Source organism: Streptomyces sp. NPDC001401 (assembly GCF_042895385.1).
Lineage (GTDB): Bacteria > Actinomycetota > Actinomycetes > Streptomycetales > Streptomycetaceae > Streptomyces.
Genome location: NZ_JBIAWI010000001.1, coordinates 302,169 through 327,192 on the forward strand (window position 1 = coordinate 302,169; position 25,024 = coordinate 327,192).

At 71.3% G+C, this 25,024-nt stretch carries 23 protein-coding genes; 9 read left to right on the forward strand and 14 right to left on the reverse strand.

The window, feature by feature from the left end; genetic code table 11:
• Positions 1–4: 4 nt before the first annotated feature.
• Together pip and ACFY10_RS01420 are read right to left on the reverse strand one after the other, a co-directional pair.
• Positions 5–967 carry a prolyl aminopeptidase gene (gene pip, locus ACFY10_RS01415; protein ID WP_390662958.1) on the reverse strand — a complete coding sequence of 321 codons (963 nt, stop codon included), beginning with the start codon at positions 965–967 and terminating at the stop codon, positions 5–7.
• A 36-nt stretch (positions 968–1,003) separates the two neighbouring features.
• Complete coding sequence (locus ACFY10_RS01420; RefSeq protein WP_390662959.1) at positions 1,004–1,708, reverse strand: uracil-DNA glycosylase; 705 nt, start codon at positions 1,706–1,708, stop codon at positions 1,004–1,006.
• A gap of 73 nt (positions 1,709–1,781) precedes the next feature.
• Between ACFY10_RS01420 and ACFY10_RS01425 the strand changes: the two genes are divergently transcribed.
• Positions 1,782–2,003 (forward strand): hypothetical protein, encoded by a 222-nt coding sequence (locus ACFY10_RS01425; protein WP_390662960.1) that lies wholly within the window; start codon positions 1,782–1,784, stop codon positions 2,001–2,003.
• Between the two features lie 106 nt (positions 2,004–2,109).
• Positions 2,110–2,541 carry an SRPBCC family protein gene (locus ACFY10_RS01430; RefSeq protein WP_390662961.1) on the forward strand — a complete coding sequence of 144 codons (432 nt, stop codon included), beginning with the start codon at positions 2,110–2,112 and terminating at the stop codon, positions 2,539–2,541.
• On the opposite strand, the gene ACFY10_RS01435 is transcribed toward ACFY10_RS01430, so the two are convergent.
• Positions 2,513–3,445, reverse strand: coding sequence for a helix-turn-helix transcriptional regulator (locus ACFY10_RS01435; protein ID WP_390662962.1), 933 nt, complete (start codon positions 3,443–3,445; stop codon positions 2,513–2,515). The two genes, ACFY10_RS01430 and ACFY10_RS01435, sit on opposite strands and share 29 nt — an antisense overlap.
• A gap of 157 nt (positions 3,446–3,602) precedes the next feature.
• On the opposite strand from ACFY10_RS01435, the gene ACFY10_RS01440 reads away from it, so the two are divergent.
• The gene (locus ACFY10_RS01440; protein WP_390662963.1) at positions 3,603–5,024 is read left to right on the forward strand and encodes an MFS transporter; all 1,422 of its coding nucleotides are present in this window, start codon (positions 3,603–3,605) and stop codon (positions 5,022–5,024) included.
• Positions 5,025–5,078: 54 nt separating this feature from the next.
• Positions 5,079–5,642 carry an RNA-binding S4 domain-containing protein gene (locus ACFY10_RS01445; RefSeq protein WP_390662964.1) on the forward strand — a complete coding sequence of 188 codons (564 nt, stop codon included), beginning with the start codon at positions 5,079–5,081 and terminating at the stop codon, positions 5,640–5,642.
• 58 nt (positions 5,643–5,700) lie between these two features.
• On the opposite strand, the gene ACFY10_RS01450 is transcribed toward ACFY10_RS01445, so the two are convergent.
• Together ACFY10_RS01450 and ACFY10_RS01455 are read right to left on the reverse strand one after the other, a co-directional pair.
• Positions 5,701–6,147 (reverse strand): DoxX family protein, encoded by a 447-nt coding sequence (locus ACFY10_RS01450; RefSeq protein ID WP_390662965.1) that lies wholly within the window; start codon positions 6,145–6,147, stop codon positions 5,701–5,703.
• A gap of 122 nt (positions 6,148–6,269) precedes the next feature.
• The gene (locus ACFY10_RS01455; protein WP_390662966.1) at positions 6,270–7,169 is read right to left on the reverse strand and encodes an acyltransferase domain-containing protein; all 900 of its coding nucleotides are present in this window, start codon (positions 7,167–7,169) and stop codon (positions 6,270–6,272) included.
• 69 nt (positions 7,170–7,238) lie between these two features.
• Between ACFY10_RS01455 and ACFY10_RS01460 the strand changes: the two genes are divergently transcribed.
• Positions 7,239–7,520: a DUF6343 family protein gene (locus tag ACFY10_RS01460; protein WP_390662967.1), complete on the forward strand. Its 282-nt coding sequence runs from the start codon at positions 7,239–7,241 to the stop codon at positions 7,518–7,520.
• A 7-nt stretch (positions 7,521–7,527) separates the two neighbouring features.
• Here the strand turns inward: ACFY10_RS01460 and ACFY10_RS01465 are convergent, their stop codons facing one another.
• The 4 genes from ACFY10_RS01465 to rpsA all read right to left on the reverse strand — a co-directional run bounded on the left by ACFY10_RS01465 (position 7,528) and on the right by rpsA (position 11,346).
• Entirely contained in the window at positions 7,528–7,908 is a 381-nt protein-coding gene (locus ACFY10_RS01465; RefSeq protein WP_390662968.1) for a tetratricopeptide repeat protein, read from the reverse strand.
• Between the two features lie 50 nt (positions 7,909–7,958).
• The gene (gene coaE / locus ACFY10_RS01470) at positions 7,959–8,597 is read right to left on the reverse strand and encodes a dephospho-CoA kinase (protein ID WP_390662969.1); all 639 of its coding nucleotides are present in this window, start codon (positions 8,595–8,597) and stop codon (positions 7,959–7,961) included.
• Positions 8,598–8,642: 45 nt separating this feature from the next.
• Positions 8,643–9,581, reverse strand: coding sequence for a PAC2 family protein (locus ACFY10_RS01475; RefSeq protein ID WP_390662970.1), 939 nt, complete (start codon positions 9,579–9,581; stop codon positions 8,643–8,645).
• Between the two features lie 265 nt (positions 9,582–9,846).
• Positions 9,847–11,346, reverse strand: a complete 1,500-nt coding sequence (gene rpsA, locus ACFY10_RS01480) for a 30S ribosomal protein S1 (protein ID WP_390662971.1) — start codon at positions 11,344–11,346, stop codon at positions 9,847–9,849.
• 397 nt (positions 11,347–11,743) lie between these two features.
• Here rpsA and ACFY10_RS01485 point away from each other — a divergent pair, with 397 nt between their 5' ends.
• Together ACFY10_RS01485 and hrpB are read left to right on the forward strand one after the other, a co-directional pair.
• Positions 11,744–12,565, forward strand: coding sequence for a class I SAM-dependent methyltransferase (locus ACFY10_RS01485; protein WP_390664111.1), 822 nt, complete (start codon positions 11,744–11,746; stop codon positions 12,563–12,565).
• Between the two features lie 4 nt (positions 12,566–12,569).
• A complete protein-coding gene (gene hrpB / locus ACFY10_RS01490; protein ID WP_390662972.1) occupies positions 12,570–15,047 on the forward strand; it encodes an ATP-dependent helicase HrpB in 2,478 nt (825 codons plus the stop codon).
• Here the strand turns inward: hrpB and ACFY10_RS01495 are convergent.
• From ACFY10_RS01495 to ACFY10_RS01505, 3 genes are all read right to left on the reverse strand, one after another.
• A complete protein-coding gene (locus ACFY10_RS01495; protein WP_390662973.1) occupies positions 15,037–16,029 on the reverse strand; it encodes a DUF3068 domain-containing protein in 993 nt (330 codons plus the stop codon). The two genes, hrpB and ACFY10_RS01495, sit on opposite strands and share 11 nt — an antisense overlap.
• Before the next feature lie 21 nt (positions 16,030–16,050).
• Positions 16,051–16,185, reverse strand: a complete 135-nt coding sequence (locus ACFY10_RS01500; protein WP_390662974.1) for an SPW_0924 family protein — start codon at positions 16,183–16,185, stop codon at positions 16,051–16,053.
• A gap of 174 nt (positions 16,186–16,359) precedes the next feature.
• Positions 16,360–18,075, reverse strand: coding sequence for a lytic transglycosylase domain-containing protein (locus tag ACFY10_RS01505; RefSeq protein ID WP_390662975.1), 1,716 nt, complete (start codon positions 18,073–18,075; stop codon positions 16,360–16,362).
• A 332-nt stretch (positions 18,076–18,407) separates the two neighbouring features.
• On the opposite strand from ACFY10_RS01505, the gene ACFY10_RS01510 reads away from it, so the two are divergent.
• The gene (locus ACFY10_RS01510) at positions 18,408–19,265 is read left to right on the forward strand and encodes a DUF4184 family protein (protein ID WP_390662976.1); all 858 of its coding nucleotides are present in this window, start codon (positions 18,408–18,410) and stop codon (positions 19,263–19,265) included.
• On the opposite strand, the gene ACFY10_RS01515 is transcribed toward ACFY10_RS01510, so the two are convergent.
• Positions 19,231–19,590: a hypothetical protein gene (locus ACFY10_RS01515; protein ID WP_390662977.1), complete on the reverse strand. Its 360-nt coding sequence runs from the start codon at positions 19,588–19,590 to the stop codon at positions 19,231–19,233. The two genes, ACFY10_RS01510 and ACFY10_RS01515, sit on opposite strands and share 35 nt — an antisense overlap.
• A gap of 294 nt (positions 19,591–19,884) precedes the next feature.
• On the reverse strand, positions 19,885–22,608 hold the full coding sequence (gene polA / locus ACFY10_RS01520) for a DNA polymerase I (protein WP_390662978.1): 2,724 nt from the start codon (positions 22,606–22,608) through the stop codon (positions 19,885–19,887).
• Positions 22,609–22,731: 123 nt separating this feature from the next.
• Between polA and ACFY10_RS01525 the strand changes: the two genes are divergently transcribed.
• Positions 22,732–25,011: an FdhF/YdeP family oxidoreductase gene (locus tag ACFY10_RS01525; protein ID WP_390662979.1), complete on the forward strand. Its 2,280-nt coding sequence runs from the start codon at positions 22,732–22,734 to the stop codon at positions 25,009–25,011.
• The last annotated feature ends 13 nt before the right edge of the window (positions 25,012–25,024 follow it).

The window sequence follows — 25,024 nt, forward strand, 5'->3', positions numbered from 1 at the left end:
CCGGCTACCGCTTGGCGTACTTGTCCGTCGCCGCCACCAGCGCCTCGGTCATGTCCGGTGCCCCGGCGTCGTGACCCACATCGTCCACGACCACCAACTCGCTGCCCTGCCAGGCGTGATGAAGGCGCCAGACGATGCCGAGGAGGTTGCCGAAGTCGAGGCTGCCCTGGACGAGGGTGCCCGGGATGTCCTTCAGCAGGGGCGCGTCGCGCAGGACGACGCCTTCGCCGTTGCCCTCGCCCAGGAAGTGGTCGTTGCCGAAGTAGTGGGTGACGGTGCGGGCGAAGCCCATGCGGAACGCCGGGGCCTCGAACCGCGCGACCGACCTCGGCGGCGCAGGAATCGTCGCGGTCTCCCAGTCGGTCCAGGCGCGCGCCGCCCGTGCCCGCACCTCGGGGTCGGGCGACTCGATCAGCCGGTTGTAGGCAAGGGCGAGGTTGCCGTCGCGCTCACCGGCGGGCAGTTCGCCGAGGAACCGCTCGAAGGCCTCCGGGAAGAACTGCCCAAGTCCCCTGGTCAGCAAGGCCACTTCGGGGTTGGAGCCGGTCGCGACGCCGGTCAGCACCAACTCGCTCACGACGCCCGGATGCGTCTGCGCGTACCGCAGCCCCAGCACCGACCCCCACGACACGCCCCACACCAGCCAGCGCTCGACGCCCAGATGCCGGCGCAGCAGCTCCAGGTCGGCGAGGACGTGAGCCGTCGTGTTCACGCTCATGTCCGTCTCGTGCGCGCTCGCGTGCGGTGTGGAACGCCCGCAGCCTCGCTGGTCGAGCAGCACGATCCGGTAGGCAGCGGGGTCGAAGAGGCGCCGGAAGTACGGGGTGCAGCCGGAGCCCGGTCCGCCGTGCAGCACGAGCGCGGGCTTGCCGTGCGGGTTTCCGCAGGTCTCCCAGTACACGCGGTTGCCGTCACCGACGTCGAGGATGCCGTGGTCGTACGGTTCGATCTCCGGGTATCGGCCCATCCGGGCACCGTAACCCCCGTAGAGCCGCCCGTCGCCTCATTTCCCGGCGGCCCGGACAGGCAGCCCCGCCGCCTCCCCCGCCGTACGCAGCACGTCCCGCAGCATCTCGGGGGTGAGCTTGCCGGTGAAGGTGTTGCGCTGGCTGACGTGGAAGCAGCCGAAGAGGTCGAGGCCGTCGAGTGCCACGCGTGCGCCGTGCGCGAAGACGGGCCGTGGCCGGGGCACCGTCCAGCCCGCCTCGGCGAACGCGGGCAGCGCGGCCTGCCAGCCGAACGCGCCGAGCACGACGACCGCGCGCAGGGTCGGCCGCAGCAGGGTGAGCTCCTGGACCAGCCAGGAGCGGCAGGTGTCCCGCTCCCCGGGGGTGGGCTTGTTCTCCGGCGGGGCGCAGTGCACGGGCGCGGTGACGCGGACGCCGTGGAGCTCCAGGCCGTCGTCGGCGGCCACCGACGTGGGCTGCGAGGCGAGGCCGACGTCGTACATCGCCCGGTACAGCACGTCCCCGGAGCGGTCGCCGGTGAACATGCGGCCGGTGCGGTTGCCGCCGTGGGCCGCGGGCGCGAGCCCGATGACCAGCAGCGATGCGTCGGCGGGACCGAAGCCGGGTACGGGTCGCGCCCAGTACGTCCAGTCCTGGAAGGCAGCCCGCTTCGTCCGCCCGACCTCCTCCCGCCACTCCACGAGCCGAGGGCAGGCGGAGCAGCCCGCGATACGGGTGTCGAGCTCGGCCAGGCTGTCCATGCCCCAACGGTATGACCACCGGATGGGCGGCCGCCGAGCGGCTGGTCCGGCCATCCCGGCCCATGCTGGAGTCATGGACGTGCAACCCCCTGTCGTCGTGCTTCCGCCGCAGTCGGACGGTGGACGGCGCGTGACGATCCGCGGCGAAGGCGTCGGTACGGCGTACACCCTCTTCGACGTGCTGGACTTCGTGCACAGTGCGGGCCTGCCCGCCGAGGAGGACCGGGCCGTCGACGACCCCGAGCTGATCGAATGGCGTGGCGGCGGGCCGTACGTGTGGAACGGCACGACGTAGCCGCCGACCGGCCCCGCCGGCAGGCTCCCGGGGCGCCTGTCGGAGGCGGCGGGCGCACACTGGGGACAACGGGCCATGCGCCATGAGCCGAACCTGGAGGTGGGCCATGAGCACCCTCGAAGAACACGTCGATGTCGGAGTCTCGATCGACCAGGCCTGGGACAGCCTGCACCGGGTGGAGAACTACTCACGCTTCGTGGACGGAGTGCGCGGCGCCCGTACGGAGGCGGAAGGGCGGGCGCATCTGGACGTCGAGGCCGGCGGCCGGGCCCGGGAATTCGAGGCCGAGCTCTCCGACCGCCGCGAGGAACGCGTGATGGAGTGGCACACCATGGGTACCCCCGAGCTGACGGGCTCCTTCTCCCTGCAGCCGATCGACCGGAACCACACCCGGGTCCAGGCACGCCTCGAGTACGACCCCGACACCCTCAGGGCGGAATTCGGCGGCCCGAGGGGATTCGCCCAGGCGAGCACGATCGAACGGCTCGTCCGCACCGATCTGCAGCACTTCAAGAAGTACGTGGAACGCGGGCGGTGACACCCGGATCCCCTGCCCGTCGCCCCGACGCGTACGACGGCCGGTGTGCCGCCGCCGGGGCGGTGACGCCGCTCAACAGGCGCAGTGCCGCCTCGCAGGGGGAGCCGGGTTCGGCGGTGTAGGCGATCAGCCGTTGTCCGGAGCCGCCGGGGATGAGCAGGTTCTCGAAGCTGAGGTCCATCGGGCCGACCAGCGGGTGGTGCAGTCGTTTGACGCCCGAGGTGCAGGTGCGTACCGGATGGCGGGCCCACAGAGCGGTGAACTCACCCGACTTCATGGAGAGTTCGCCGATCAGCTGCGCCAGCCTGCGGTCGTCGGGATGGCGGCCGGCCACCAGTCGCAGGGAGGCGACGGCGAGCCGGGCCTCCTCGGCGCGGTCCGGGTACAGCTCCCGGTAGCGCTCGTCGAGGAAGAGCATCCGGATCACGTTCGGCCGGGTGGCGGGCGCGGCGGGGCTGTCGGGCGCCAGGTGCCCGGCGAGCAGGGCGTGCCCCAGCGGGTTCCAGGCGAGGACGTCGCCGCGCCTGTCCAGGACGAGCGCCGGTACCTCGGTCATGGCCGCGAGCAGCTGCCGTGCCGACGCGCCGGCCTGCTCGGCCCGCGCCGGAGCGGGCCGGGACCCGGACACGGGGCGGGCAAGGCTCTTGAGGTGCGCCGTCTCGTCCTCGCTCAGCCGGAGCGTGCGCGCGATCGCTTCGAGTACGGCGTCCGAGGCGCCGTTTCCGCGGCCCTGTTCCAGGCGGGTGTAGTGCGTGATGCTGACGCCCGCGAGCATGGCCAGCTCCTCGCGGCGCAGCCCGGCGACACGGCGGCGGGTGGGGTGCGGGGTGAGCCCGACGTCCTCGGGGCGCAGCGCGGCACGGCGGGACTTGAGGAAGTCCCCCAGCTCTGACAGTGCCTCCATGACCGCCTCCTCGATCTCCGGACCCATGATGCCCGCCGGTCCGCGCGAACGGGACCGGTGAGGGTGGTCACGTCATGACCACCCAAGAGAGGGTTCTGGCTGGATCACGTGAGGCGAGTGAGCCTTCCTGCACGACCGAGCAGGAAGGAACGACGTCATGACCGTCACCGATACGAGGGCGGCCGGCACCGCCGCGGCCGTCCTCACCCCCCGCCTGCGGCTGGTGCTGGTGCTGCTGCTGGCGGCCCAGTTCATGCTGGCCGTGGACTTCTCCATCCTGAACGTGGCCCTGCCGGTGATCGGTGAGGGCCTCGGCTTCTCGCTGGCGCATCTGCAGTGGATCGGCACCGCGTTCGCCCTGTGCGCGGCGGGCTTCACCCTGCTGTTCGGGCGGATCGCGGACCTGTTCGGCCGCCGTCGGCTGTTCCTCGGCGGTCTGGTGGTCCTCGGCGCGGCCTCGCTGGCGGGCGGTCTGGCGCAGAGCCCGGAGGTGCTGATCACGGCAAGGGTCTGCCAGGGCCTGGCGACCGCCGCGGTGACCCCGGCCGGCCTGTCGCTGCTGACGACCTCGTTCCCCGAGGGCCCGCTGCGGGAGAAGGCGCTGGGCCTCAACGGGGCACTGATGTCCGCCGGTTTCACCACCGGGGCGATCCTCGGCGGACTGCTGACGGACATGCTGTCGTGGCGGTGGTCGTTCTTCATCAACGTCCCCGTCGCCCTCGCCGTTCTGCTCGTCGCCCCGGCGGTCATCAAGGAGTCCCGGCCGCAGGAGCGCCCGAAGCTGGACCTGCCCGGCGCCGTCAGCGTCACGCTCGGCCTGCTGGCCGTCGTCCTCGGCCTCACCCGGGCCGGCGAGCACGGCTGGGGCTCGCCGGCCGCCCTGCTCCCGCTGGCGGCCGGAGTCGTACTGCTGCTCGTCTTCTACGCCGTCGAGCGCAGGGTGTCCGCTCCGCTGGTGCCGCTGAGCGTGCTTGGCAAGCGGTCCGTGGCCTGGGGCAACATCGCCGGTCTGATCGCGTTCCTGACCGAGACCTCGCTCGTCTTCCTGCTGACCCTCTACCTCCAGAAGGTGCTCGGCTTCTCCCCGCTGGCCGCCGGCCTGAGCTTCGGGGTGCTCGGTCTCGGTACGGTCGTCGGCGGCTCGGTCGCCCCGAAGGTCATCGGGCGCATCGGCAGCAGGCCGACACTGATCGCCGGGGGAATCCTGCAGGCCGTCGCCACGGCCGCGCTGCTGGGACTGGGCGCGGACCGGTCGTGGCTGTGGCTGCTGCTGGCCGGCACCTTCCTCGGCGGGGTCGGCAACATGCTGGTCATCGTCGGTTTCATGGTCACGGCCACCTCGGGTCTGGCCGACCACGAACAGGGCCTGGCCACCGGGCTCGCCACGATGACCCAGCAGATCGGCATCACCATGGGTACGCCGATCATGAGCGCCGTCGCCACCGCGGCGATGACCGGATCAGGCGCCGCGGCCGTCCTCGGCGGCCTGCGGGCGGCGATCGCGGTGAACGCGGCCGTCGTGCTGCTCGGCGTCCTGACCAGCGCACTGTTCCTGCGCGGCGCTGATCGGTCCAGCTAGGTGGACACAGAAATCCGTCCGGTTCACCCGCTTCGGGGGACTAAGGTCGGGAGTATGGCTTCCGAAGCTGACGAGGAGAAGGGCGGGCCGGGCTCCGCCGAGCAGGCGGCACCCGAGGCCGTCGATCCCCAGGCGGTCGACCCCAAGGCCGTCGACCCCGAGGCGGTCGACCCCAAGATCGCCGCCGCCATCGCCGCCGCAGAGGCCGCGGGCCCGGCGGACGGCGAGAGCGTGCGGATCGACAGCTGGATCTGGGCCGTACGGCTGGCCAAGACCCGCTCGCTCGGCGCGGCCGCCTGCAAGGGCGGGCATGTGCAGGTGAACGGTGTGCGGGTGAAGCCCGCGCACACCGTGCGGATCGGCGACGAGGTGCGCGTGCGGCAGGAAGGCTGGGAACGGATCGTCATCGTCAGACGACTGATCCGCAAACGGGTCGGCGCCCCGGTCGCCGCCCAGTGCTACGTCGACAATTCCCCACCCCCGCCGCCCCGCCAGCCCTTCGCCCCGGCGGGCATCCGCGACCGCGGAGCGGGCCGCCCGACCAAGCGGGACCGCCGCGACATGGAACGCCTGCGGGGCCTGATGGGCGGCGGCACGGGACATCCGGGCGGGCACTGACCCGGGCACACGGAGGTGGCGTCCGGCTCGGACCGGACGCCACCTTCGTCGTCGGGGCTCACACCCGTCGTCGTACCAGCTTCAGCAGTTCCCCGGTGGAACCCCGCCGGGCCCAGGCGATGAGGGCCAGCGGCACGATCAGGATCAGCGGGGTCGCGGCGTTCTCACCGCCGAACACGACGAGCTGGACGAAGAACGCTCCGACCATCAGGGCGCTCAGCGCGATCGCGGCCACCGACTGCAGCACCGGGATCAACAGGGCCACCGCACCGGCCAGTTCGAGGGCGCCGATGGTGTACATGCCCACGCTGCCCCAGCCGATCTTGTCGAAGGCGTCGACGGCGTAGGAGTTCCCGACCAGCTTGGGCAGGGCGCTCGCGATGCCGTAGAAGAGGGCGAGCAGCACCTGCACGGTGCGCAGGGCGATCCGGGCGCGGCGGCCGCGGGCGGTCGCGGACTCGGCGACGACGGGGGCGGAAGCGACGCGGGCGGTGGTCTCGGACATGGGGTTCTCCTGTGGTGAGCGGTTCGTCGTGCTGTCACAGGGGTAGACCGGCCGTCGCTGCGGAACTCATCGCCGCCGAGCGGAATTTCACAGCCGCAGTACGGCCGTGGAACCGTACAGGGCTAGAGCGGGAACCACCCGTGCCCGATGTACCAGTGCCGGCCCGCCCTCAGGTGGTCGCCGACCGCCCGCTCCACCGCCGTACGCCGGGGCAGGCTCTCGACCGGCAACTCCGGGTCGCCGAACACGAATTGGACGGGTTCTTGATCGGCAGGCTCCCGGTCCTCGCGGGCGACCCGGAAGCGGTCCTGGAACCGCACGATGTTGGAGTCCGCCGGCAGGTACTCCTTCAACTGCGGGTCCAGCAGCCAGGAGTGGCACAGCGCTGCCCGGTACTTCTCCTCGGGGTAGTGCCGCGCGAAGAACTCCGTCGCCAGCGCCAGCGAGCGCTCGCAGGCCGCCGGTGACAGCGGGCCGAGGTAGTCGGGGATGTGGACGTTCAGACAGGGCGTGCCGGGCGCCACGTCCAGGCCGGCGGCCGCGAGCACCCGCGATGTGCGCTGCCCCTGCCGTGCCCGCTCGAACTGCAGCCGCCCCAGCTGGTACAGCTCGCCCCGGAAGTGGTGGGTGAGCCACCACGGTGCCTGTACGCCGGCCCGGCGGTGCCGTCTGCGGTGCACGGCCATGTTCCGTCCGAGGTCGGCGAGGGTGCGCCGGGAGACGTCGTCCGGGACGCCGCGCGCCCGGTGGTACGCGCGCGTGTACGGCAGCGCGGCCACGAACACGTACACGGGGAAGCAGCGCTGCAGCGGCCCGGACGCCCAGTCGAGCTGGGGCAGGTCGACGGCGGTGCCGATCTCCCCCATGCCGCGGACGAGTTCCTCCACCGACGCCTCGAGGACGCGCAGCAGCTCCGGGTCGTCGGTCACCCGTCGGCCCATCCGTACGAGTTGGTTGATGTCCTCGTGCGGTACGGCGAGGTCCAGCAGCACCTCGGCCAGCTCATCGGCATGCGGCAGCACGCGGCGACCCCCTAGTCCCGTTCCCCTTGGTGAACGTCCGTCCCGAAGAGTACGTTGCAAACAGGAGAAATGATCGCGATGCGTACGGGCAGTGAGCCGACGACAGCACGCAGTGCACTGCGGGCGCGGTTCTGGCTGAGCGTGTGGGGGCTGGTCTGGGCGATCTTCGGCACGGCAGCTTTCGCTCTCGCGGGGCGCCCCGGGTGGGCGGCAGCCTGCGGTGTGCTGTGGCTGGTGATCACGGTCGACATGACTGTCATCCTCAAGCACATCCGCGAGGGCCCGCACTTCCAGCCGGGCCGGGACGTCCCCCCATACCGGCCGCCGGAAGGCCGGCCCCGGCCCCGCTAACCGGTGCTCACCCGTCGAACCGTGCCGCCCTCAGATACTGCGGGTTGGGGTCCAGCGCCGCCGCCAGTCTGAAATGGCGCTTGGCCTGCTCGGCCTCCCCGCGGCGCTCGTAGGTGCGGGCGAGCGCGAAGTGTGCGAACGCGTTGTCCGGCTCGCGCTCCAGGACGATCGTGAACTCCAGCTCGGCGGGCCGCAGTTGCGCGGCGGCGAAGAAGGCACGCGCGCGCAGCAGCCGGGCGGCGGTGTTCTCCGGGTGCGCGGCGATGACCGAGTCGAGCAGCTTCACCGCGCCCCGCGGGTCCCGTGCGTTGAGCAGCTGCTCGGCTGCACGGAAGTCGATGACATGCGTCTCCGGAGTACGTCCGGTCGAACCGCTGGTCTCGGGCACGGCAAAGTCCTTCCCTTACTCGAAGGGTTCAACGCCCCGCACAGGAACCGTTATTCCTGGGCCGATTGATGCGCACCGGACGATTCGGACGCCGCCTGCGCCCTGCGGACGAGGTCCGCCCAGACGTCCTTCACGCGGCGCTCCAGTTCTTCCAGTGGTACGTCGTTGTCGATCACGACGTCCGCGATCTCCCGGCGCTTCTCGCGGGTCGCCTGGGCGGCCATGCGCGCGCGTGCGTCCTCCTCCGTCATGCCGCGCAGCCGTACGAGCCGGTCGAGCTGGGTCTCGGGGCTCGCGTCGACGACGATCACGACGTCGTACAGCGGGGCGAGGCTGTTCTCCGCCAGGAGCGGCACGTCGTGCACGACGACCGCGTCCCCGGCGGCCGCCGCCTCGAGCTCGCGGGAGCGCGCGCCCACCAGGGGATGCACGATCGAGTTCAGGACGGCCAGCTTCTCCGGGTCGGCGAAGACGATCGAGCCCAGCCCGGGCCGGTCGAGGCTGCCGTCCGGGGCGAGCACGCCCTCCCCGAAGGCCTCGACGACCGCCGCCAGCCCGGGCGTCCCCGGCGCGACGACCTCGCGCGCGATCCGGTCGGCGTCGATCAGCACGGCCCCGCACTCGACGAGCAGCCGCGACACCTCGCTCTTGCCGGCACCGATCCCGCCGGTCAGCCCCACAGTCAGCATGAGCGGAAGCTTAGGGCCTGCCACTGACAGCGGGACCGCCCGAGGTCAGTTGTCGCCCTCTCGTTCCGCCAGGAAGCGCTCGAACTCGAGGCCGATCTCGTCCGCCGACGGGATGTCGACGGGCTCGGCCAGCATGTTGCCGCGGCTCTCGGCGCCCGCGACCGCGTCGTACTGGTTCTCCAGTCCCGAGACGAGGCTGGTGAGCTCCTCGTCGCCCTCCTGGATCTGCCGGTCGATCTCGGTCTGCGTGCGGTGCGCGTCCGTGCGCAGGGAGTGCGCGATGCTGGGCAGCACCAGGCCGGTGGCCGCCGTGATGGCCTCCAGGACGGTCAGGGCAGCGTCCGGATACGGAGACCGGGCGATGTAGTGCGGCACGTGCGCGGCGACACCGAGGACGTCGAACCCGGCCTCCATGAGGCGGTACTCGACCAGGGACTCGGCGCTGCCGGGGACCTGCGCCTCGTCGAAGGGGCTGCGGTGGCCCGGCACCAGGTCGTTGCGGTTGCCGTGCGGGGTCAGGCCCACGGGGCGGGTGTGCGGGACGCCCATCGGGATGCCGTGGAAGTTCACGGACAGACGCACACCCAGCCGCTCCACGATCTGCTGGACGGCCGCGGCGAAGCGCTCCCACTCCACGTCCGGCTCGGGGCCGGACAGCAGCAGGAACGGCGCTCCGGTGGCGTCCTGGACGAGCCGCACGTCGATCGTGGGCTCCTCGTACTCGGTCCACCGGTCGCGCTTGAAGGTCAGCAGCGGGCGGCGGGCGCGGTAGTCCACGAGCCGGTCGTGGTCGAAGCGCGCGACGACCTGGTGGGGTTGCGAGTCGAGGATCCGGTCGACGATCTGGTCGCCGGTCTCGCCCGCGTCGATGTATCCGTCGAAGTGGTAGAGCATGACAAGGCCGGCCGACTCCTGGGCAAGCGCCATGTCGACGACAGCCAGGCCCTTCGGCTCCCATGCGTACAAACCCTGCGGATCAAGCACAGTGACCGCTCCTCCTCGTGTTCGTACGTTCCAACGCCCCCTGGACCAGGGGCATTCCCACCCGAGCCCCTGATCAGCCATCTCTTACGGCCTTCTCATGACCAAGGGGACGGGCAACCGCCCCTTGAAGGGGCGCGGGGAACTGCGCGACAAGCCCCCACAGACCCGCAGCCGAAAGACAACCCAGGGCAGCACTGAGGGGCCGCACCTCGAAAGGTACGGCCCCTCAGTCAGGAGCTACTGCTCAGAACTGCTCAGTGAGCGTTCAGCTCTGGCCACCCGCGAGCTTCTCCCGCAGAGCGGCAAGCGCCTCGTCGGACGCCAGCGCACCGGAGGTGTCCGCACCCTCGGAGGAGTACGAACCGCCACCGGACGCGGCCGGAGCCGCACCCGCAGCGTCCCCGCCCTCGGCGGCAGCGGCAGCGTCGGCCTCGCGGCTCTTGATGACCTGCTGCTGGTGCTGCTCGAAGCGCTGCTGCGCCTCGGCGTACTGGTGCTCCCACGCCTCGCGCTGGGTCTCGTAGCCCTCGAGCCAGTCGTTGGTCTCGGGGTCGAAGCCCTCGGGGTAGATGTAGTTGCCCTGGTCGTCGTACGACGCGGCCATGCCGTACAGGGTCGGGTCGAACTCGACCGTCGCCGGGTCGGCGCCGAAGGCCTCGTTGGCCTGCTTCAGCGAGAGGCTGATGCGGCGGCGCTCGAGGTCGATGTCGATGACCTTGACGAAGATCTCGTCGTTGACCTGGACGACCTGCTCCGGGATCTCCACGTGGCGCTCGGCCAGCTCGGAGATGTGGACCAGACCCTCGATGCCCTCGTCCACGCGGACGAACGCACCGAACGGAACCAGCTTCGTGACCTTGCCGGGCACGACCTGACCGATCTGGTGCGTGCGGGCGAACTGCTGCCACGGGTCTTCCTGGGTCGCCTTCAGCGACAGGGAGACGCGCTCGCGGTCCATGTCGACGTCGAGGACCTCGACCGTGACCTCCTGGCCGACCTCGACGACCTCGGAGGGGTGGTCGATGTGCTTCCAGGACAGCTCGGAGACGTGGACCAGACCGTCGACGCCACCCAGGTCCACGAAGGCACCGAAGTTGACGATCGAGGAGACCACACCGGAGCGGACCTGACCCTTCTGCAGGGTCGTGAGGAACGTCTGGCGGACCTCGGACTGGGTCTGCTCCAGCCAGGCACGGCGGGACAGGACCACGTTGTTGCGGTTCTTGTCCAGCTCGATGATCTTGGCCTCGAGCTCCTTGCCCACGTAGGGCTGGAGGTCGCGAACGCGGCGCATCTCGACCAGGGAGGCCGGGAGGAAGCCACGGAGGCCGATGTCGAGGATGAGACCACCCTTGACGACCTCGATGACGGTACCGGTGACGATGCCGTCCTCTTCCTTGATCTTCTCGATGGTGCCCCAGGCACGCTCGTACTGGGCGCGCTTCTTCGAGAGGATCAGGCGGCCTTCCTTGTCCTCCTTCTGGAGAACAAGGGCCTCGATCTCGTCACCGACGGCGACGACCTCGTTCGGGTCGACGTCGTGCTTGATCGAGAGCTCGCGGCTCGGGATGACACCTTCGGTCTTGTAACCGATGTCGAGCAGGACCTCGTCCCGGTCGACCTTCACGATGACGCCGTCGACGATGTCGCCGTCGTTGAAGTACTTGATCGTCTCGTCGATCGCGGCGAGGAAGGCTTCCTCGTTACCGATGTCGTTGACCGCAACCTGCGGGGTGGTGGCGGTGGTCTCGGTGCTGCTCGTCATGTGGGAAAGGGCTCCGGTACGGACATTGAGTCGTAGGTACTGCTACGCCGGGAGCCCGTATCGCTCTGAAGAAGCCGGACAGCCAAGGAAGCGCCCCAACAGATAACTGGAAAACCAGATACTGGAGATGGCGCCTCGACAACCGAGGGGACATACAACAGATGCGAGCGCAGCCTGCTACGTCTGAGGTGCGCAGGCCCGCAGCGCAACTTGTAGCATACGGGGGCAGCCGGACAGGGTCAATGCGCGAACGCGCACACCCGGGGCGGAACGCCGCATACCCGGCACAAGAACTGTCTCTGGAGGCCACGCAGGCCTGAGAGACCTCTTCCGTGACACCGCCGAGGGACCGACTGCGTCATAAGGGTGACGGAAGAGTACGACGAGGGAGCCGATCATCCAAGAGCCCGCATCTTCCGATTCCGCGTTCGAGCCGGAAGCCACCCGGCGCGCGTCCGACGTCACGGAGAGCGCCCGGGCCAACCGGGGCTGGTGGGACCGGAACGCCGACGAGTACCAGGTCGAGCACGGCACGTTCCTCGGCGACGACCGTTTCGTGTGGGGTCCCGAGGGCCTCGACGAGGTGGAGGCCGAGTTGCTCGGTCCGCCGGAGGACCTCAAGGGCAAGGACGTCCTCGAGATCGGCGCCGGTGCGGCCCAGTGCGCGCGCTGGCTGGCCGCCCAGGGCGCCCGCCCGGTCGCCCTGGACATCTCGCACCGCCAGCTGCAGCACGCGCTGCGCATCGGCGGAACGTTCCCTCTGGTGTGCGCCGACGCGGGCGCGCTGCCCTTCGCGGACGGTTCCTTCGACCTGGCGTGCTCGGCGTACGGGGCGCTGCCGTTCGTGGCCGACCCGGTGCGGGTCCTCACGGAGGTGCGGCGGGTGCTGCGCCCGGGCGGGCGTTTCGTCTTCTCGGTCACGCACCCCATCCGCTGGGCGTTCCCGGACGAGCCTGGCCCCGAGGGCCTGAGCGTCTCGGCGTCGTACTTCGACCGCACGCCCTACGTCGAGCAGGACGAGGAAGGCCGCGCGGTCTACGTCGAGCACCACAGGACGCTCGGCGACCGGGTCCGGGACATCGTCGCATCGGGTTTCCGGCTGGTGGACCTGGTCGAGCCGGAGTGGCCGGCCTGGAACACGTCCGAGTGGGGCGGCTGGTCGCCGTTGCGCGGGAACCTGATCCCGGGGACCGCGGTCTTCGTGTGCGTACGAGACTGAGTGCGTGATCCGTTACGACGCCCTGGACGCGCTGCCGGTACGCGGTGCGCTGCCCGCTCTGGACGACGCGCTGGAGGGGCACGGCACCGCTGTTCTGGTGGCGCCGCCCGGTACCGGCAAGACGACGCTGGTGCCGTTGGCGCTGGCGGGGCTGCTGGGCGGCGGGCCTGTGCGCCAGGTGGTCGTGGCCGAACCGCGGCGGATCGCCGCCCGCGCCGCTGCCCGGCGCATGGCGTGGCTGCTGGGCGAGAAGGTCGGCGAGAGCGTCGGCTACACCGTGCGCGGCGAGCGGGTCGTGGGGCCACGCGCGCGCGTGGAGGTCGTGACGACCGGTGTGCTGCTGCAGCGGCTGCAGCGCGACCAGGAGCTGGCCGGTGTGGACGTGGTGGTGCTCGACGAGTGCCATGAGCGGCATCTGGACGCGGACACCGCGGCGGCCTTCCTGTGGGACGTGCGGGAGACGCTGCGGCCGGAGCTGCGGCTGGTGGCCGCGTCGGCGACGACCGACGCGCAGGGGTGGGCGCGGCTGCTGGGCGGGGCGCCGGTGGTCGAGGCGGACGGCGTCTCGTATCCGGTGGAGGTGGTGTGGGCGCCGCCGGTGCGGGTCGTGCGGCCGCCGCACGGCATGCGGGTCGATCCGGCGCTGCTGACGCATGTGGCGTCGGTGGTGCGGCGGGCGCTGGCCGAGCGGGACGGGGACGTGCTGTGCTTCCTGCCGGGCGTGGGCGAGATCGCGCGCGTGGCGGGGCAGCTGGGGGACCTGGGTGATGTCGAGGTGCTCCAGGTGCATGGGCGCGCACCGGCCGCCGTACAGGACGCGGTGTTGTCCCCCGGCACCCGGCGCCGGGTGGTGCTGGCGACCTCGGTGGCCGAGTCGTCGCTGACGGTTCCGGGGGTGCGGGTGGTCGTCGACTCGGGGCTGGCACGGGAGCCGCGGGTCGATCACGCGCGCGGGCTGAGTGCGCTGACGACGGTACGGGCCTCGCAGGCGGCCGGGCGGCAGCGGGCGGGGCGGGCCGGGCGTGAGGCGCCGGGGGCGGTGTACCGGTGCTGGACGGAGGCCGAGGACGCCCGTCTGCCGCGTTTCCCGTCGCCGGAGATCAAGCTGGCCGACCTGACGGCGTTCGCGCTGCAGACGGCGTGCTGGGGCGATCCGGACGCGTCCGGGCTGGCGCTGCTGGATCCGCCGCCGGGCGGGGCGATGGCGGCGGCAAGGGCGGTACTGACGGCCATTGGGGCGGTGGACTCCGGCGGCAGGGCCACGGAGAGGGGCGTTCGGCTGGCGCGGCTGGGGTTGCATCCGCGGCTGGGGCGGGCCCTGCTGGACACCTCCGGCAGGGGTGCCGAGGTGGTGGCGCTGCTGTCCGAGGAGGCGCCCAGGGAGTACGGGGACGACCTGACGGCCGCTTTGCGGGCTGCCCGGCGTGGCGGTGACGCCTATGCGGGCCGGTGGCGGGCGGAGGTACGGAGGCTGCGGGCGAACGTCGAGCGCACGTCGGCGCACAGTGCGGACGACCGCACGGTCGGGCTCGTCGCCGCCCTCGCCTTCCCCGAGCGTGTCGCCAAGGCCGACGGCGGTTCCTATCTCATGGCCTCCGGCACGCGCGCCGAACTGGGTGATGCCAGTCCTCTGCGTGGTGCCCCGTGGATCGCCATGGCCGTCACGGACCGCCCCGTCGGCAAGGGGCACGCGCGCGTGCGGCTCGCCGCCGTGGTGGACGAGGACATGGCCCGGTCGGCGGCGGCCTCGCTGTACTCCGAGAGCCAGGAGGTCCACTGGGCCGACGGGGATGTCGTGGCACGGCGGGTGGAGCGGCTGGGGGCGATCGAGCTGGCGGCGCGGCCCCTGGCCGACGCCGACCCCGTACTCGTACGCGCCGCGCTCCTCGAAGGGCTGCGGCAGGAAGGGTTCGGGCTGCTGCGGTGGTCGCCCGACGCGCTCGTGCTGCGGCAGCGGCTCGCCTTCCTGCGTCTGCACCTCGGGGAGCCCTGGCCCGACGTGTCCGACGATGCGCTGCACGCGCGCGTGGACGAGTGGCTGGAGCCCGAGCTGGGCCGGGCCCGACGGCGCGCGGACCTTGCGCGGATCGATGCCGGACAGGCGCTCGGACGGTTGCTGCCCTGGGCCTCCGGAGAGGCTGCGCGGCTCGACGAGTTGGCGCCCGAGCGCATCACCGTGCCCAGTGGGTCCAGGATCCGGATCGACTACGGCAATGCCGAACAGCCGGTTCTCGCCGTGAAGTTGCAGGAGATGTTCGGGCTGCACGAGTCGCCCGCCGTCGCGGGGGTGCCGTTGCTCGTGCATCTGCTCTCCCCTGCCGGCCGCCCGGCCGCCGTCACGGCCGATCTCGCCTCCTTCTGGAGGGACGGCTACAAGGGCGTACGGGCGGAGCTGCGCGGCCGGTATCCGAAGCATCCGTGGCCGGAGGATCCCGCCACCGCGGAGCCGACGCGGCACACCAACGCGCGGCTCAGGCGCTGACCGGCTCAGGCGTGGCGGACTCGGCCGGTTCCGGGTCGCCGGGGCGGCGGCTGCGGGCCTCCAGCCACAGCGACAGGGCGAGCAGCAGGACGCCGAGGGTCAGGAAGCCCCAGGGCAGATAGGACGTCAGCAGCAGGACCAGGGTGCGGTTGGACTTGACCAGGGCGACCGTGTGCTTGATGTAGTCCTCGCGCATCTTCACGTCGCCGGCGAACGCGGTCACCTTGTCGCGGTCGCCGAGCAGGGTGCCGCCGCGCAGCTCCTCCTTGTGGAGCTCTTCGCCGTAGACGGGCGCGCCGGTGACGGGTTCGACCCAGAACCTGCGGACCGTGGTGTACCAGATGCTCGTTCCGGTCTTGGCGAGCGACGCCTGGGTGATGCCCTTGACGGGCATCGCCTTGGGGAAGTGGACCTTGGTCCAGGGGATGGTCTGCTCGAAGTAGTAGACCTTCAGGCCGCGGAAGTCCTGGGTGCCCTTGTAGTGGATGGGGTTGGTGGTGCGGGTCTGGGCGTCGAAGTACTCGTAGTCCCGTTTCTGGGTCAGGAAGGGCCACTTGAACTCGATGCCGGTCCGCCTGACCGGGTCGCCGTCGACCATCTCGCCGGTGGCGTGGACCGGGGCCTGGCTGTGGGCGTCGAAGATGTAGCGCTCGGGGATCTGGGAGACCATCTTGCCGTCGGGGCCCTGGACGTAGGAGAGGCCGTCCCAGACGACGACGTCCCGGCCGGCCGTCTTCTCGATCTGCTTGGCGGCCTCCACGTTGCCCTTGAGGGTCTGCACGATGGTGACCTCGGGGACCGTGCGGGCCTTCATCGTGCCGTAGTCGAGGAGGGTCGCGTTCTTCGCCTCGAGGACCATGTCCTGGTACTGGTTGGCCGGGATCTTGGCCAGGCGCGGGAAGGCGTACCAGCGCAGCAGCGGGGACAGCGCCGCGAAGAACACGGCGAAGGCGAGCAGGACCAGACTGGCCTTGCGGCGCATCTCGGCCTCCCTCCCGGGCGGTTACGGGTGTGCGGGCACCGTTGTCAGCAGTGGTTTCGGGGACGTCCCGCCCGTGGGACTGCCCATGGCCGTGATCGTGAAGACCAGCGCGAGCGCGAGGGCGAGACCGGTCGCGGCGGCGATCAGGGCGCGCATGCCTGCCTCCCGACGGACGTGGAACTGACTGGAGCCGACTGGAACTGATACATCGTCAGGTCCGGCACCGTAGCAACGGGTGGGCGAGATGAGAACACGTTGCACACACAACGACGGCGGCGGCGCCCCTCTGCCTGAGGGGCGCCGCCGCCGTCGTACGGAGAATACGGAGAACTACGCGGAGGGGCTGGGCGACGGGCTGGGGCTCGCCGAGGAGTCGGCCGCCGCCACGGTCAGCTGGATGTTCAGGCTCGCGCCGCCCGCGGTGGTGATGCGGAGCATGAAGGTGCCGGTGTTGTCGTCGGCGTACAGCTTCGGCAGCGTCAGCAGGCCCTTGGCGTCCGTCTTCAGGCCGGTCAGAGTGCGGACGGTCTTGCCGTCGGCGTCCTTGAAGTAGGGGCCCTTGTCGTTCTCGGTCGGGTCCAGCACCGACTTGATCAGGGTGGCGGTGACGGCGACCTTGTCGGCGACGGCGCCCTTGTAGGTGGCCTTCACCTCGGCCTGGTCGGCGAACTCGCCGCCGGGGGTGCAGGTCAGCTCGGTGTCGCTGGTGCGGACGACGCTGTCGGCGACGCGCTCGGTGACGGTGGCCGGGTAGTCGAGGCCGGTGACCGCGCGGCCCACGACGGTGGCGCGGACCGTGAAGTTGCCGGTCTTCTCACCCGCCTGCAGGGTGGGGGCGACGGCCACGCCGGAGCTGTTGGTGACGACCGAGGCGACGGACTCGCCGCCGGTGAAGGTGGTGTCGGTGTCGGTGTCGCCGACGATGGTGAAGCGGACCCTGACCTTGCCGACCGCCTTGCCGGACTTGGTCACGGCCTTTGTGCTGATCTTCTTGGCGAACGCGTCGCCGGCCATCGCGGTGAGCTTCGCGGTGCCCGCGTCCGCCAGGTGGTCCACCGTGTCGGTGGGGGTGGGCGACGGGCTGCTCGGCGTCGACGGGGTGCTGGGCGTGCTTGACGGCGGCGAGGTGGGGCTCGGCGAGCCCGGAGTCGTCGGCGTCTTCGAGGGCGGCGTGGGCGACGGCTTGGGGTTGGCCTTCTGGTGGTCGTCGCTGCGGCCCGAGGGGACGGTGCCGGTGCCGTTCGGGATCTCGTGGGTGCCCTTGCGGTAGTACTGCAGCCACGACAGGACGGTGTTCAGGTAGTCCTGCGAGTTGTTGTAGCTGAGGATCGCGTGGTTGAGGTCGGCCGGGACGGACAGGTCCCAGTCGTTGCGGCACAGGTAGTGGCCGGCGGCCAGGGCGGCGTCGTAGACGTTGTTGGGGTCCTTGGCCCCGTCGCCGTTGCCGTCGCGGCCCGCCCACGCCCAGGTGGACGGGATGAACTGCATGGGCCCGACGGCCTGGTCGTAGGAGCTGTTGCCGTCGTACTTGCCGCCGTCGGTGTCCTTGATCAGCGCGAAGCCGTTGCCGTCGAGCTGCGGGCCGAGGATCGGGGAGATCGTGGTGCCGTCCGCGTTGACGCGGCCGCCGCGGGCCTGGCCCGACTCCACCTTGCCGATCGCGGCGAGCAGCTGCCAGGGCAGGTTGCAGCCGGGCTTGGACTCGCGCAGCTCGGCCTCGGCCTTCTTGTAGGCGTCGAGGACGGTCGCGGGTATGCCCGCCTCCGCCTCGCCCTGTGCCACGGGGGTGCCTGTGGCACCTGGGGTCGGAGAGGGATTCGGGCTGTTGAGCGGCGGAAGATCGGTGTAGTACGGCGAGTTGCCGGTCGCGGCGCCGTCGCCGGCGGTCGCATCGGGTGAGGGCTGGGCCTCCGAGGCGGTCTGTCTGCCGTGGTCGTCGGCTGTGACCCCCGGAGCCTGGGACGCGGACAGGGCAGCGACCGCGGCCGCTGCCACGGCTGTGGTTGCCGCTCCTTTGCGCAGCCTCATGCCGAATTGCGCCGCCATAGAGTGAACCCCTCCCGTGGACGCACCAACGTCCGTCTTCGTCTGCCGGGCGCGTGCTGCGCCCGCCCTGTTGTGACGATCGACCCGGCCTGCGGGTTGCCCTCGTATCGCTCTCTTGTCCCTGCCGAGTTGCTCTGTTCATCTGTTCGACAGTGCTGCCCGGCGCGGTGACCCAGGCGACCCTACGACAACTTCCTTTGCACGGGGACCCGTTCGTGCCCGATATTCACCAGTTGGCCATGTCCGGCCGGGGCGGAATCGCGGCACGCATACTGGACCGGAGCGATCACCCGGGCCGCCCGCTCGGGCAATGTCCGGCGTGAGGAGCCCAGTTGCCGTTCACCCTGAGCCATGCGGCCGCCGTACTGCCTGCCGTCCGAGGCGACGGGACCGGCCGAGGTCGGCTGATTCCGGCCGTACTCGTGGCCGGTTCCTTTGCGCCCGACATGACCTATTACGCGGCAAGTGCGGCGCCCGGGGCGATGGAGTTCGGAGAGGTCACGCACTCCTTTCCCGGCGTCTTCACGGTCGACGTGCTGGTGGCCTGGGCGCTGGTCGGGCTGTGGCTGCTGGTGCGCGAGCCGCTGGTGGCACTGCTACCGCGTGCCTGGCAGTCGCGTCCGGCCGCCCTGCTGCGGTGCGGGGCGCCACGCGCGCGCGTACGCCCGTCCCTGGCCGCGTGGTGGTACGTGTCGGCGGCGCTCGGCGCCCTGACCCACGTGGTGTGGGACGCCTTCACGCATCACGACCGGTGGGGCGTGCGGCTCTTTCCCGTGCTGGGACGGGAGCTGCGGGGGTCTCCCCTGTACTCGTTGCTGCAGTACGGCAGTTCGGTGGTGGGCGCGCTGGTGATCGCGGTGTGGGTGACGCGGGCGCTGCGGCGGGCGTCGGCGGACCCGGTTTCGGGTGCGGTCCCCGTGTTGTCGCTGCGGGACCGGTGGTGGGCCTGCGTGGTGATCTGCGGGTGTGCGGGGCTCTGGGCCGTGGAGCGGGCGGCCCGGTGGTGGGAGTACTGGGGCGCGACGGCCAAACCCTGGGAGCTGATTCCGGCGGCGTGTTTCGGCGCGGGCGCGGGGCTGGCTCTCGGGCTGCTGCTGTACGTGGTCGGGGTACGGATGTGGCGGCCGGTGCCGTCTGCCGAGGAGCCGGAGCGGGTCAGCGTGGAGCCGGGCCGTCCGGTCGGTCGGTGAGGGTGCCGGCGGTCACGATGAACACGGTGACGGTGCGGGCGTGGCGGCTGCGGCGGAGGTGGCCGAGGAGCCCGGTGACGTAACTGCGGCCCAGGCCGGCCCACAGCCGCCAGGCGGGCGGCTCTTCGGGGCCCCTCCCGGGCCGGGGCAGCCGGCGCCGGAGGTCGGCGGCCGTGCGGCGCAGGACGGCGGCGAGGTCGGTGGGGATGCGGGCGGTGCTTGCGCGAGCGGCGAAGGCCGGCACCGGTGCGGGTGGCACGGCGGGCGCCGTCTCGGCACTCGCCTGCGCTCTCGCCGGTCGGCGGTTGAGCATGCGTATACCCATGCCCGCATCCTTACGGGACCCAGGCGGTGGGGGCCTTTCCGCGGGGGCCACCTGAGTGACGGGGCCTGCGGGGACCGGACGAGTTCGGCGGGGCTCCCCCCTGCGCGGAGGGTTCGGCCGCGCCCCAAAGGGGCGCGGGGCTGTGTCGATGTGCGGCTTCGCCGCGTGGGCGCGACCAGCCGCAACGCGCTCGCAGACGCCCGACAGCCCACTGCGCGGTGGGCTCACCCCTGGCCGGGGGGCTCGCGCGCCGCACAGCCAGGCAGGACCAAACCCGCGCCCCACCGCCGGAGGCTAGTGCGCCGCCGACTCCCAGTCCGCGCCCACGCCCACCGAGACGCCGAGCGGGACCCTCAGGTGCACGGCTTCGGCCATTTCACGGCGGACGATCTCCTCCGCCGCTCCGCGCTCGCCGGGGGCGATCTCCAGGACGATTTCGTCGTGGACCTGCAGGAGCATGCGGGATGTGAGGCCCGCCGCCCGCAGCGCGTCGTCCACCTTGAGCATGGCGATCTTGACGATGTCCGCCGCGGTGCCCTGGATGGGCGCGTTCAGAGCCATGCGCTCGGCGGCCTCGCGGCGCTGGCGGTTGTCGCTGTTGAGGTCGGGGAGGTAGCGGCGGCGGCCGAAGAGGGTCGCCGTGTAGCCCGTGGCCCGCGCCTCGTCGACAGCCCGGCGCAGATAGTCGCGGACGCCGCCGAACCGCTCGAAGTAGGTGTCCATGAGGACTCGGGCCTCGGCCGGGTCGATGTTCAGCTGCCCGGACAGGCCGAAGGCCGACAGGCCGTAGGCCAGGCCGTACGACATGGCCTTGATCTTGCGCCGCATCTCCGCGTCGACGTGCTCGCGGTCGACGGAGAAGACCTGTGCCGCGACCGTGTTGTGCAGGTCCTCTCCGGAGGTGAACGCCTCGATCAGGCCCTCGTCCTCGGAGAGGTGGGCCATCACGCGCAGTTCGATCTGGCTGTAGTCGGCGGTCATCAGGGACTCGAAGCCCTCGCCGACGACGAAGCCGCGGCGGATGGCCCGGCCCTCGTCGGTGCGGACCGGGATGTTCTGCAGGTTCGGGTCGGTGGAGGAGAGCCGGCCGGTCGCGGCGACCGTCTGGTTGAAGGTGGTGTGGATGCGGCCGTCGGCGGCGATGGTCTTGATCAGGCCCTCGACGGTGACCCGCAGCTTCGCCTGCTCGCGGTGGCGGAGCATGACGACCGGCAGTTCGTTGTCCGTCTGGGTGGCGAGCCAGGCCAGGGCGTCGGCGTCCGTGGTGTAGCCGGTCTTGGTCTTCTTCGTCTTGGGCAGGCCCAGCTCGCCGAAGAGGACCTCCTGGAGCTGCTTGGGCGAGCCGAGGTTGAACTCGTGGCCCGCCGCCGCGTGCGCCTCCTTCACCGCCTGCTGCACGGCGCCCGCGAACATCTGCTCCATGGCCTCCAGGTGGGCCCGGTCGGCCGCGATGCCGTGCCGCTCCATGCGGGCGAGCAGGACGGAGGTGGGCAGCTCCATGTCGCGCAGCAGGTCCGCGGCGCCGACCTCCTCGAGGCGGCCCCGGAACGCCTCGCCGAGGTCGAGGATGGCGCGGGCCTGCACCATGAGGGCCTCGGCCTCGGCGCCGTCGTCGGCGCCGAAGGCGAGCTGGCCGTCGGCCGCGGCGGCGGGGGCCAGCTCACGGCCCAGGTACTCCAGGGACAGCGCGTCCAGGTCGAAGGAGCGGCGGCCCGGCTTGACCAGGTAGGCGGCCAGCGCGGTGTCCATGGCGACACCGGTGACGGACCAGCTGTGCTCGGCGAAGACGCGCATGGCGCCCTTGGCGTTGTGCAGGACCTTGGGGCGGTCGGGGGCGGCCAGCCAGGCCGCCCACGCCGTCTCGTCGGACTCGTCCAGCTGGGACGGGTCGAACCAGGCGGCCGGTCCTTCGGCGGTGGCGAGCGCGACCTCGGCGACCGAGCCGGTGCCCAGCGCCCAGGTGTCGACCGTCGCGATGCCGAGCGTCTCGCCGCCGTGCTCGGTGAGCCAGCCGGCCAGCTCGCCCGTGCCCAGCACCGTCCCGTCCAGCTCCACGCCGGGGGCCGCCGGCGTCGCGTCGGCCTCCTCGCCGCCCGGGTCCACGGCGAGCAGCCGCTCGCGCAGCGAGGGGTTCCTGATCTCCAGGGTGTCCAGGACCATCGCGAGGGCGGTGCGGTCGTACGGAGCGCGCTCCAGGTCGGCGACCGCCTTGGGCAGCTCGACCGTACGCACCATCTCGGTCAGACGGCGGTTGAGCTTGACCGCCTCCAGGTGGTCGCGCAGGTTCTGCCCGGCCTTGCCCTTGACCTCCTCGACGCGCTCGACGAGCTCCGCGAACGAACCGAACTGGTTGATCCACTTCGCGGCCGTCTTCTCGCCGACCCCGGGAATGCCCGGCAGGTTGTCGGACGGGTCGCCGCGCAGGGCCGCGAAGTCGGGGTACTGCGCGGGCGTCAGCCCGTACTTCTCGAAGACCTTCTCCGGGGTGAACCGGGTCAGCTCGGAGACGCCCTTCGTCGGGTACAGCACCGTCGTGTGCTCGCTGACCAGCTGGAAGGAGTCACGGTCGCCGGTGACGATCAGCACCTCGAAGCCTTCGGCCTCGGCCTGGGTGGCGAGGGTGGCGATGATGTCGTCCGCCTCGAAGCCGTCGACCGCGAACCGTGCCGCGTGCATCGCGTCGAGGAGCTCGCCGATCAGCTCGACCTGGCCCTTGAACTCGTCCGGGGTCTTGGAGCGGTTCGCCTTGTACTCCGTGAACTCCTCGGAGCGCCAGGTCTTGCGGGAGACGTCGAAGGCCACCGCGAAGTGGGTGGGCTCCTCGTCACGCAGGGTGTTGGCCAGCATCGACGCGAAGCCGTAGATCGCGTTCGTCGGCTGGCCCGTCGCCGTCGTGAAGTTCTCCGCGGGCAGCGCGAAGAACGCGCGGTAGGCCAGTGAGTGCCCGTCCATGAGCATGAGGCGGGGCCGCTTGCCGCCGGAGGTCGTCTCGGTCTTCTTCGATGCTGTCTCTGCCACGAACCCGATCCTGCCACGAGCCACTGACAGTCGGACCTCCGCACGCCCTGGCACCCTCGCTGTCACCGGCGCGTGCGAGGATCGAAGTGGTAGCTCGCAGGTGTCTGTGAAGGAGAGTGCGCGATGGCGACGAAGCCGCCCAAGGGTGATCCGGTCCAGGACGCGCCGCAGGTCGCCGAGCCGAAGCACGCGGCGGCCGGGCTGCCGGCCATCGGGCACACCCTGCGCATCGCCCAGCAGCAGATGGGCGTGAAGCGGACCGCGCTGACGCTGCTGCGCGTCAACCAGAAGGACGGCTTCGACTGCCCGGGCTGCGCCTGGCCGGAGCCGGACCACCGGCACAAGGCGGAGTTCTGTGAGAACGGCGCGAAGGCGGTCGCCGAGGAGGCCACCCTGCGCCGGGTCACCCCGGAGTTCTTCGCCGCGCACTCCGTCGCCGACCTCGCCACCCGCAGCGGTTACTGGCTGGGCCAGCAGGGCCGCCTCACGCACCCCATGCATCTGCCCGAAGGGGGCACGCACTACGAGCCGGTGAGCTGGGAGCGGGCCTTCGGCATCGTCGCCGAGGAGATCGCCGCCCTCGGCTCCCCCGACGAGGCGCTCTTCTACACCTCGGGGCGCACCAGCAACGAAGCGGCCTTCCTGTACCAGCTGTTCGCCCGGCAGCTCGGCACGAACAACCTGCCCGACTGCTCCAACATGTGCCACGAGTCGTCCGGTTCGGCACTGAGCGAGACGATCGGCATCGGCAAGGGCAGCGTCCTGCTGGAGGACCTGTACAAGGCCGACCTGATCATCGTCGCCGGCCAGAACCCCGGCACCAACCACCCGCGCATGCTCTCCGCCCTGGAGAAGGCCAAGGCCAACGGCGCGAAGATCATCAGCGTCAACCCGCTGCCCGAAGCCGGCCTGGAGCGGTTCAAGAACCCGCAGACCCCGCAGGGAATGCTCAGGGGCGCCGCCCTCAACGACCTGTTCCTGCAGATCCGCATCGGCGGCGACCAGGCCCTCTTCCGCCTCCTCAACAAGCTGATCCTCGAGAGCGAGGGCGCGGTCGACGAGGATTTCGTGCGCGAACACACCCACGGCTACGAGGAGTTCGCGGCGGCCGCCCGCGGAGCCGACTGGGACGAGACGCTGACCGCGACCGGTCTCACGCGCGCGGAGATCGACCGCGCCCTGAAGATGATCCTCGCCTCCAAGCGCACCATCGTGTGCTGGGCGATGGGCCTCACCCAGCACAAACACGCCGTGCCGACCATCCGCGAGGTCGTCAACTTCCTCCTCCTGCGCGGCAACATCGGCCGCCCCGGTGCGGGCGTGTGCCCGGTGCGCGGCCACTCCAACGTGCAGGGCGACCGCACCATGGGCATCTTCGAGCGCCCCGCGCCCGCCTTCCTGGACGCCCTGGAGAAGGAGTTCGGCTTCGCCCCGCCGCGCGAGCACGGCTACGACACCGTCGAGGCCATCCGCGCCCTGCGTGACGGCAAGGCGAAGGTGTTCTTCGCCATGGGCGGCAACTTCGTCTCCGCCTCCCCCGACACCGACGTCACCGAGGCCGCCATGCGGCGCGCCCGCCTCACCGTGCATGTGTCGACCAAGCTCAACCGCTCGCACGCCGTCACGGGCGCGCGTGCCCTCATCCTGCCCACCCTCGGCCGCACCGAGCGCGACCTTCAGGGCAGCGGCGAGCAGTTCGTGACCGTCGAGGACTCCATGGGCATGGTGCACGCCTCCCGCGGCCGCCTGGAGCCCGCGAGCAGCCACCTTCTGTCCGAACCGGCCATCGTGTGCCGCCTGGCCCGCCGCGTGCTCGGCGAGGACAGCACGGTGCCCTGGGAGGAGTTCGAGAAGGACTACGCCACCATCCGCGACCGCATCGCGCGCGTGGTCCCCGGCTTCGAGGACTTCAACGCGCGCGTGGCCCATCCCGGCGGCTTCACCCTCCCTCACGCCCCGCGCGACGAACGCCGCTTCCCGACCGCGACGGGGAAGGCGAACTTCACCGCGGCGCCCGTCGAGTACCCCAGGCTCCCCGAAGGCCGCCTGCTATTGCAGACGCTGCGCTCGCACGACCAGTACAACACCACCATCTACGGCCTCGACGACCGCTACCGCGGCATCAAGAACGGCCGCCGGGTCGTCCTGGTCAATCCCGAGGACGCACAGGCGCTCGGGGTGGCCGACGGGTCGTACGTCGACCTGGTCGGCGAGTGGAAGGACGGCGTCGAGCGCCGGGCGCCCGGCTTCCGCGTCGTGCACTACCCGACGGCACGCGGCTGCGCGGCCGCCTACTACCCCGAGACCAACGTCCTGGTCCCGCTGGACTCCACCGCGGACACCAGCAACACCCCGGCCAGCAAGTCCGTCGTCGTACGTCTGGAACAATCGACAGCCGACTGAGCGTTTGCTCAGG

Bases quoted from the DNA above. Each gene is read 5' to 3' on its own strand.
- coaE (WP_390662969.1), bottom strand. From the start codon at position 8,597: ATGCTGACTGTGGGGCTGACCGGCGGGATCGGTGCCGGCAAGAGCGAG.
- ACFY10_RS01450 (WP_390662965.1), bottom strand. From the start codon at position 6,147: ATGTCCGAGACCACCGCCCGCGTCGCTTCCGCCCCCGTCGTCGCCGAG.
- ACFY10_RS01500 (WP_390662974.1), bottom strand. From the start codon at position 16,185: ATGCGCGCCCTGATCGCCGCCGCGACCGGTCTCGCCCTCGCGCTCGCG.
- ACFY10_RS01460 (WP_390662967.1), top strand. From the start codon at position 7,239: ATGATCGCGATGCGTACGGGCAGTGAGCCGACGACAGCACGCAGTGCA.
- rpsA (WP_390662971.1), bottom strand. From the start codon at position 11,346: ATGACGAGCAGCACCGAGACCACCGCCACCACCCCGCAGGTTGCGGTC.
- ACFY10_RS01425 (WP_390662960.1), top strand. From the start codon at position 1,782: ATGGACGTGCAACCCCCTGTCGTCGTGCTTCCGCCGCAGTCGGACGGT.
- ACFY10_RS01515 (WP_390662977.1), bottom strand. From the start codon at position 19,590: ATGGGTATACGCATGCTCAACCGCCGACCGGCGAGAGCGCAGGCGAGT.
- ACFY10_RS01505 (WP_390662975.1), bottom strand. From the start codon at position 18,075: ATGGCGGCGCAATTCGGCATGAGGCTGCGCAAAGGAGCGGCAACCACA.
- ACFY10_RS01440 (WP_390662963.1), top strand. From the start codon at position 3,603: ATGACCGTCACCGATACGAGGGCGGCCGGCACCGCCGCGGCCGTCCTC.
- ACFY10_RS01445 (WP_390662964.1), top strand. From the start codon at position 5,079: ATGGCTTCCGAAGCTGACGAGGAGAAGGGCGGGCCGGGCTCCGCCGAG.
- ACFY10_RS01495 (WP_390662973.1), bottom strand. From the start codon at position 16,029: ATGCGCCGCAAGGCCAGTCTGGTCCTGCTCGCCTTCGCCGTGTTCTTC.
- ACFY10_RS01525 (WP_390662979.1), top strand. From the start codon at position 22,732: ATGGCGACGAAGCCGCCCAAGGGTGATCCGGTCCAGGACGCGCCGCAG.
- ACFY10_RS01430 (WP_390662961.1), top strand. From the start codon at position 2,110: ATGAGCACCCTCGAAGAACACGTCGATGTCGGAGTCTCGATCGACCAG.
- pip (WP_390662958.1), bottom strand. From the start codon at position 967: ATGGGCCGATACCCGGAGATCGAACCGTACGACCACGGCATCCTCGAC.
- ACFY10_RS01435 (WP_390662962.1), bottom strand. From the start codon at position 3,445: ATGGAGGCACTGTCAGAGCTGGGGGACTTCCTCAAGTCCCGCCGTGCC.
- ACFY10_RS01420 (WP_390662959.1), bottom strand. From the start codon at position 1,708: ATGGACAGCCTGGCCGAGCTCGACACCCGTATCGCGGGCTGCTCCGCC.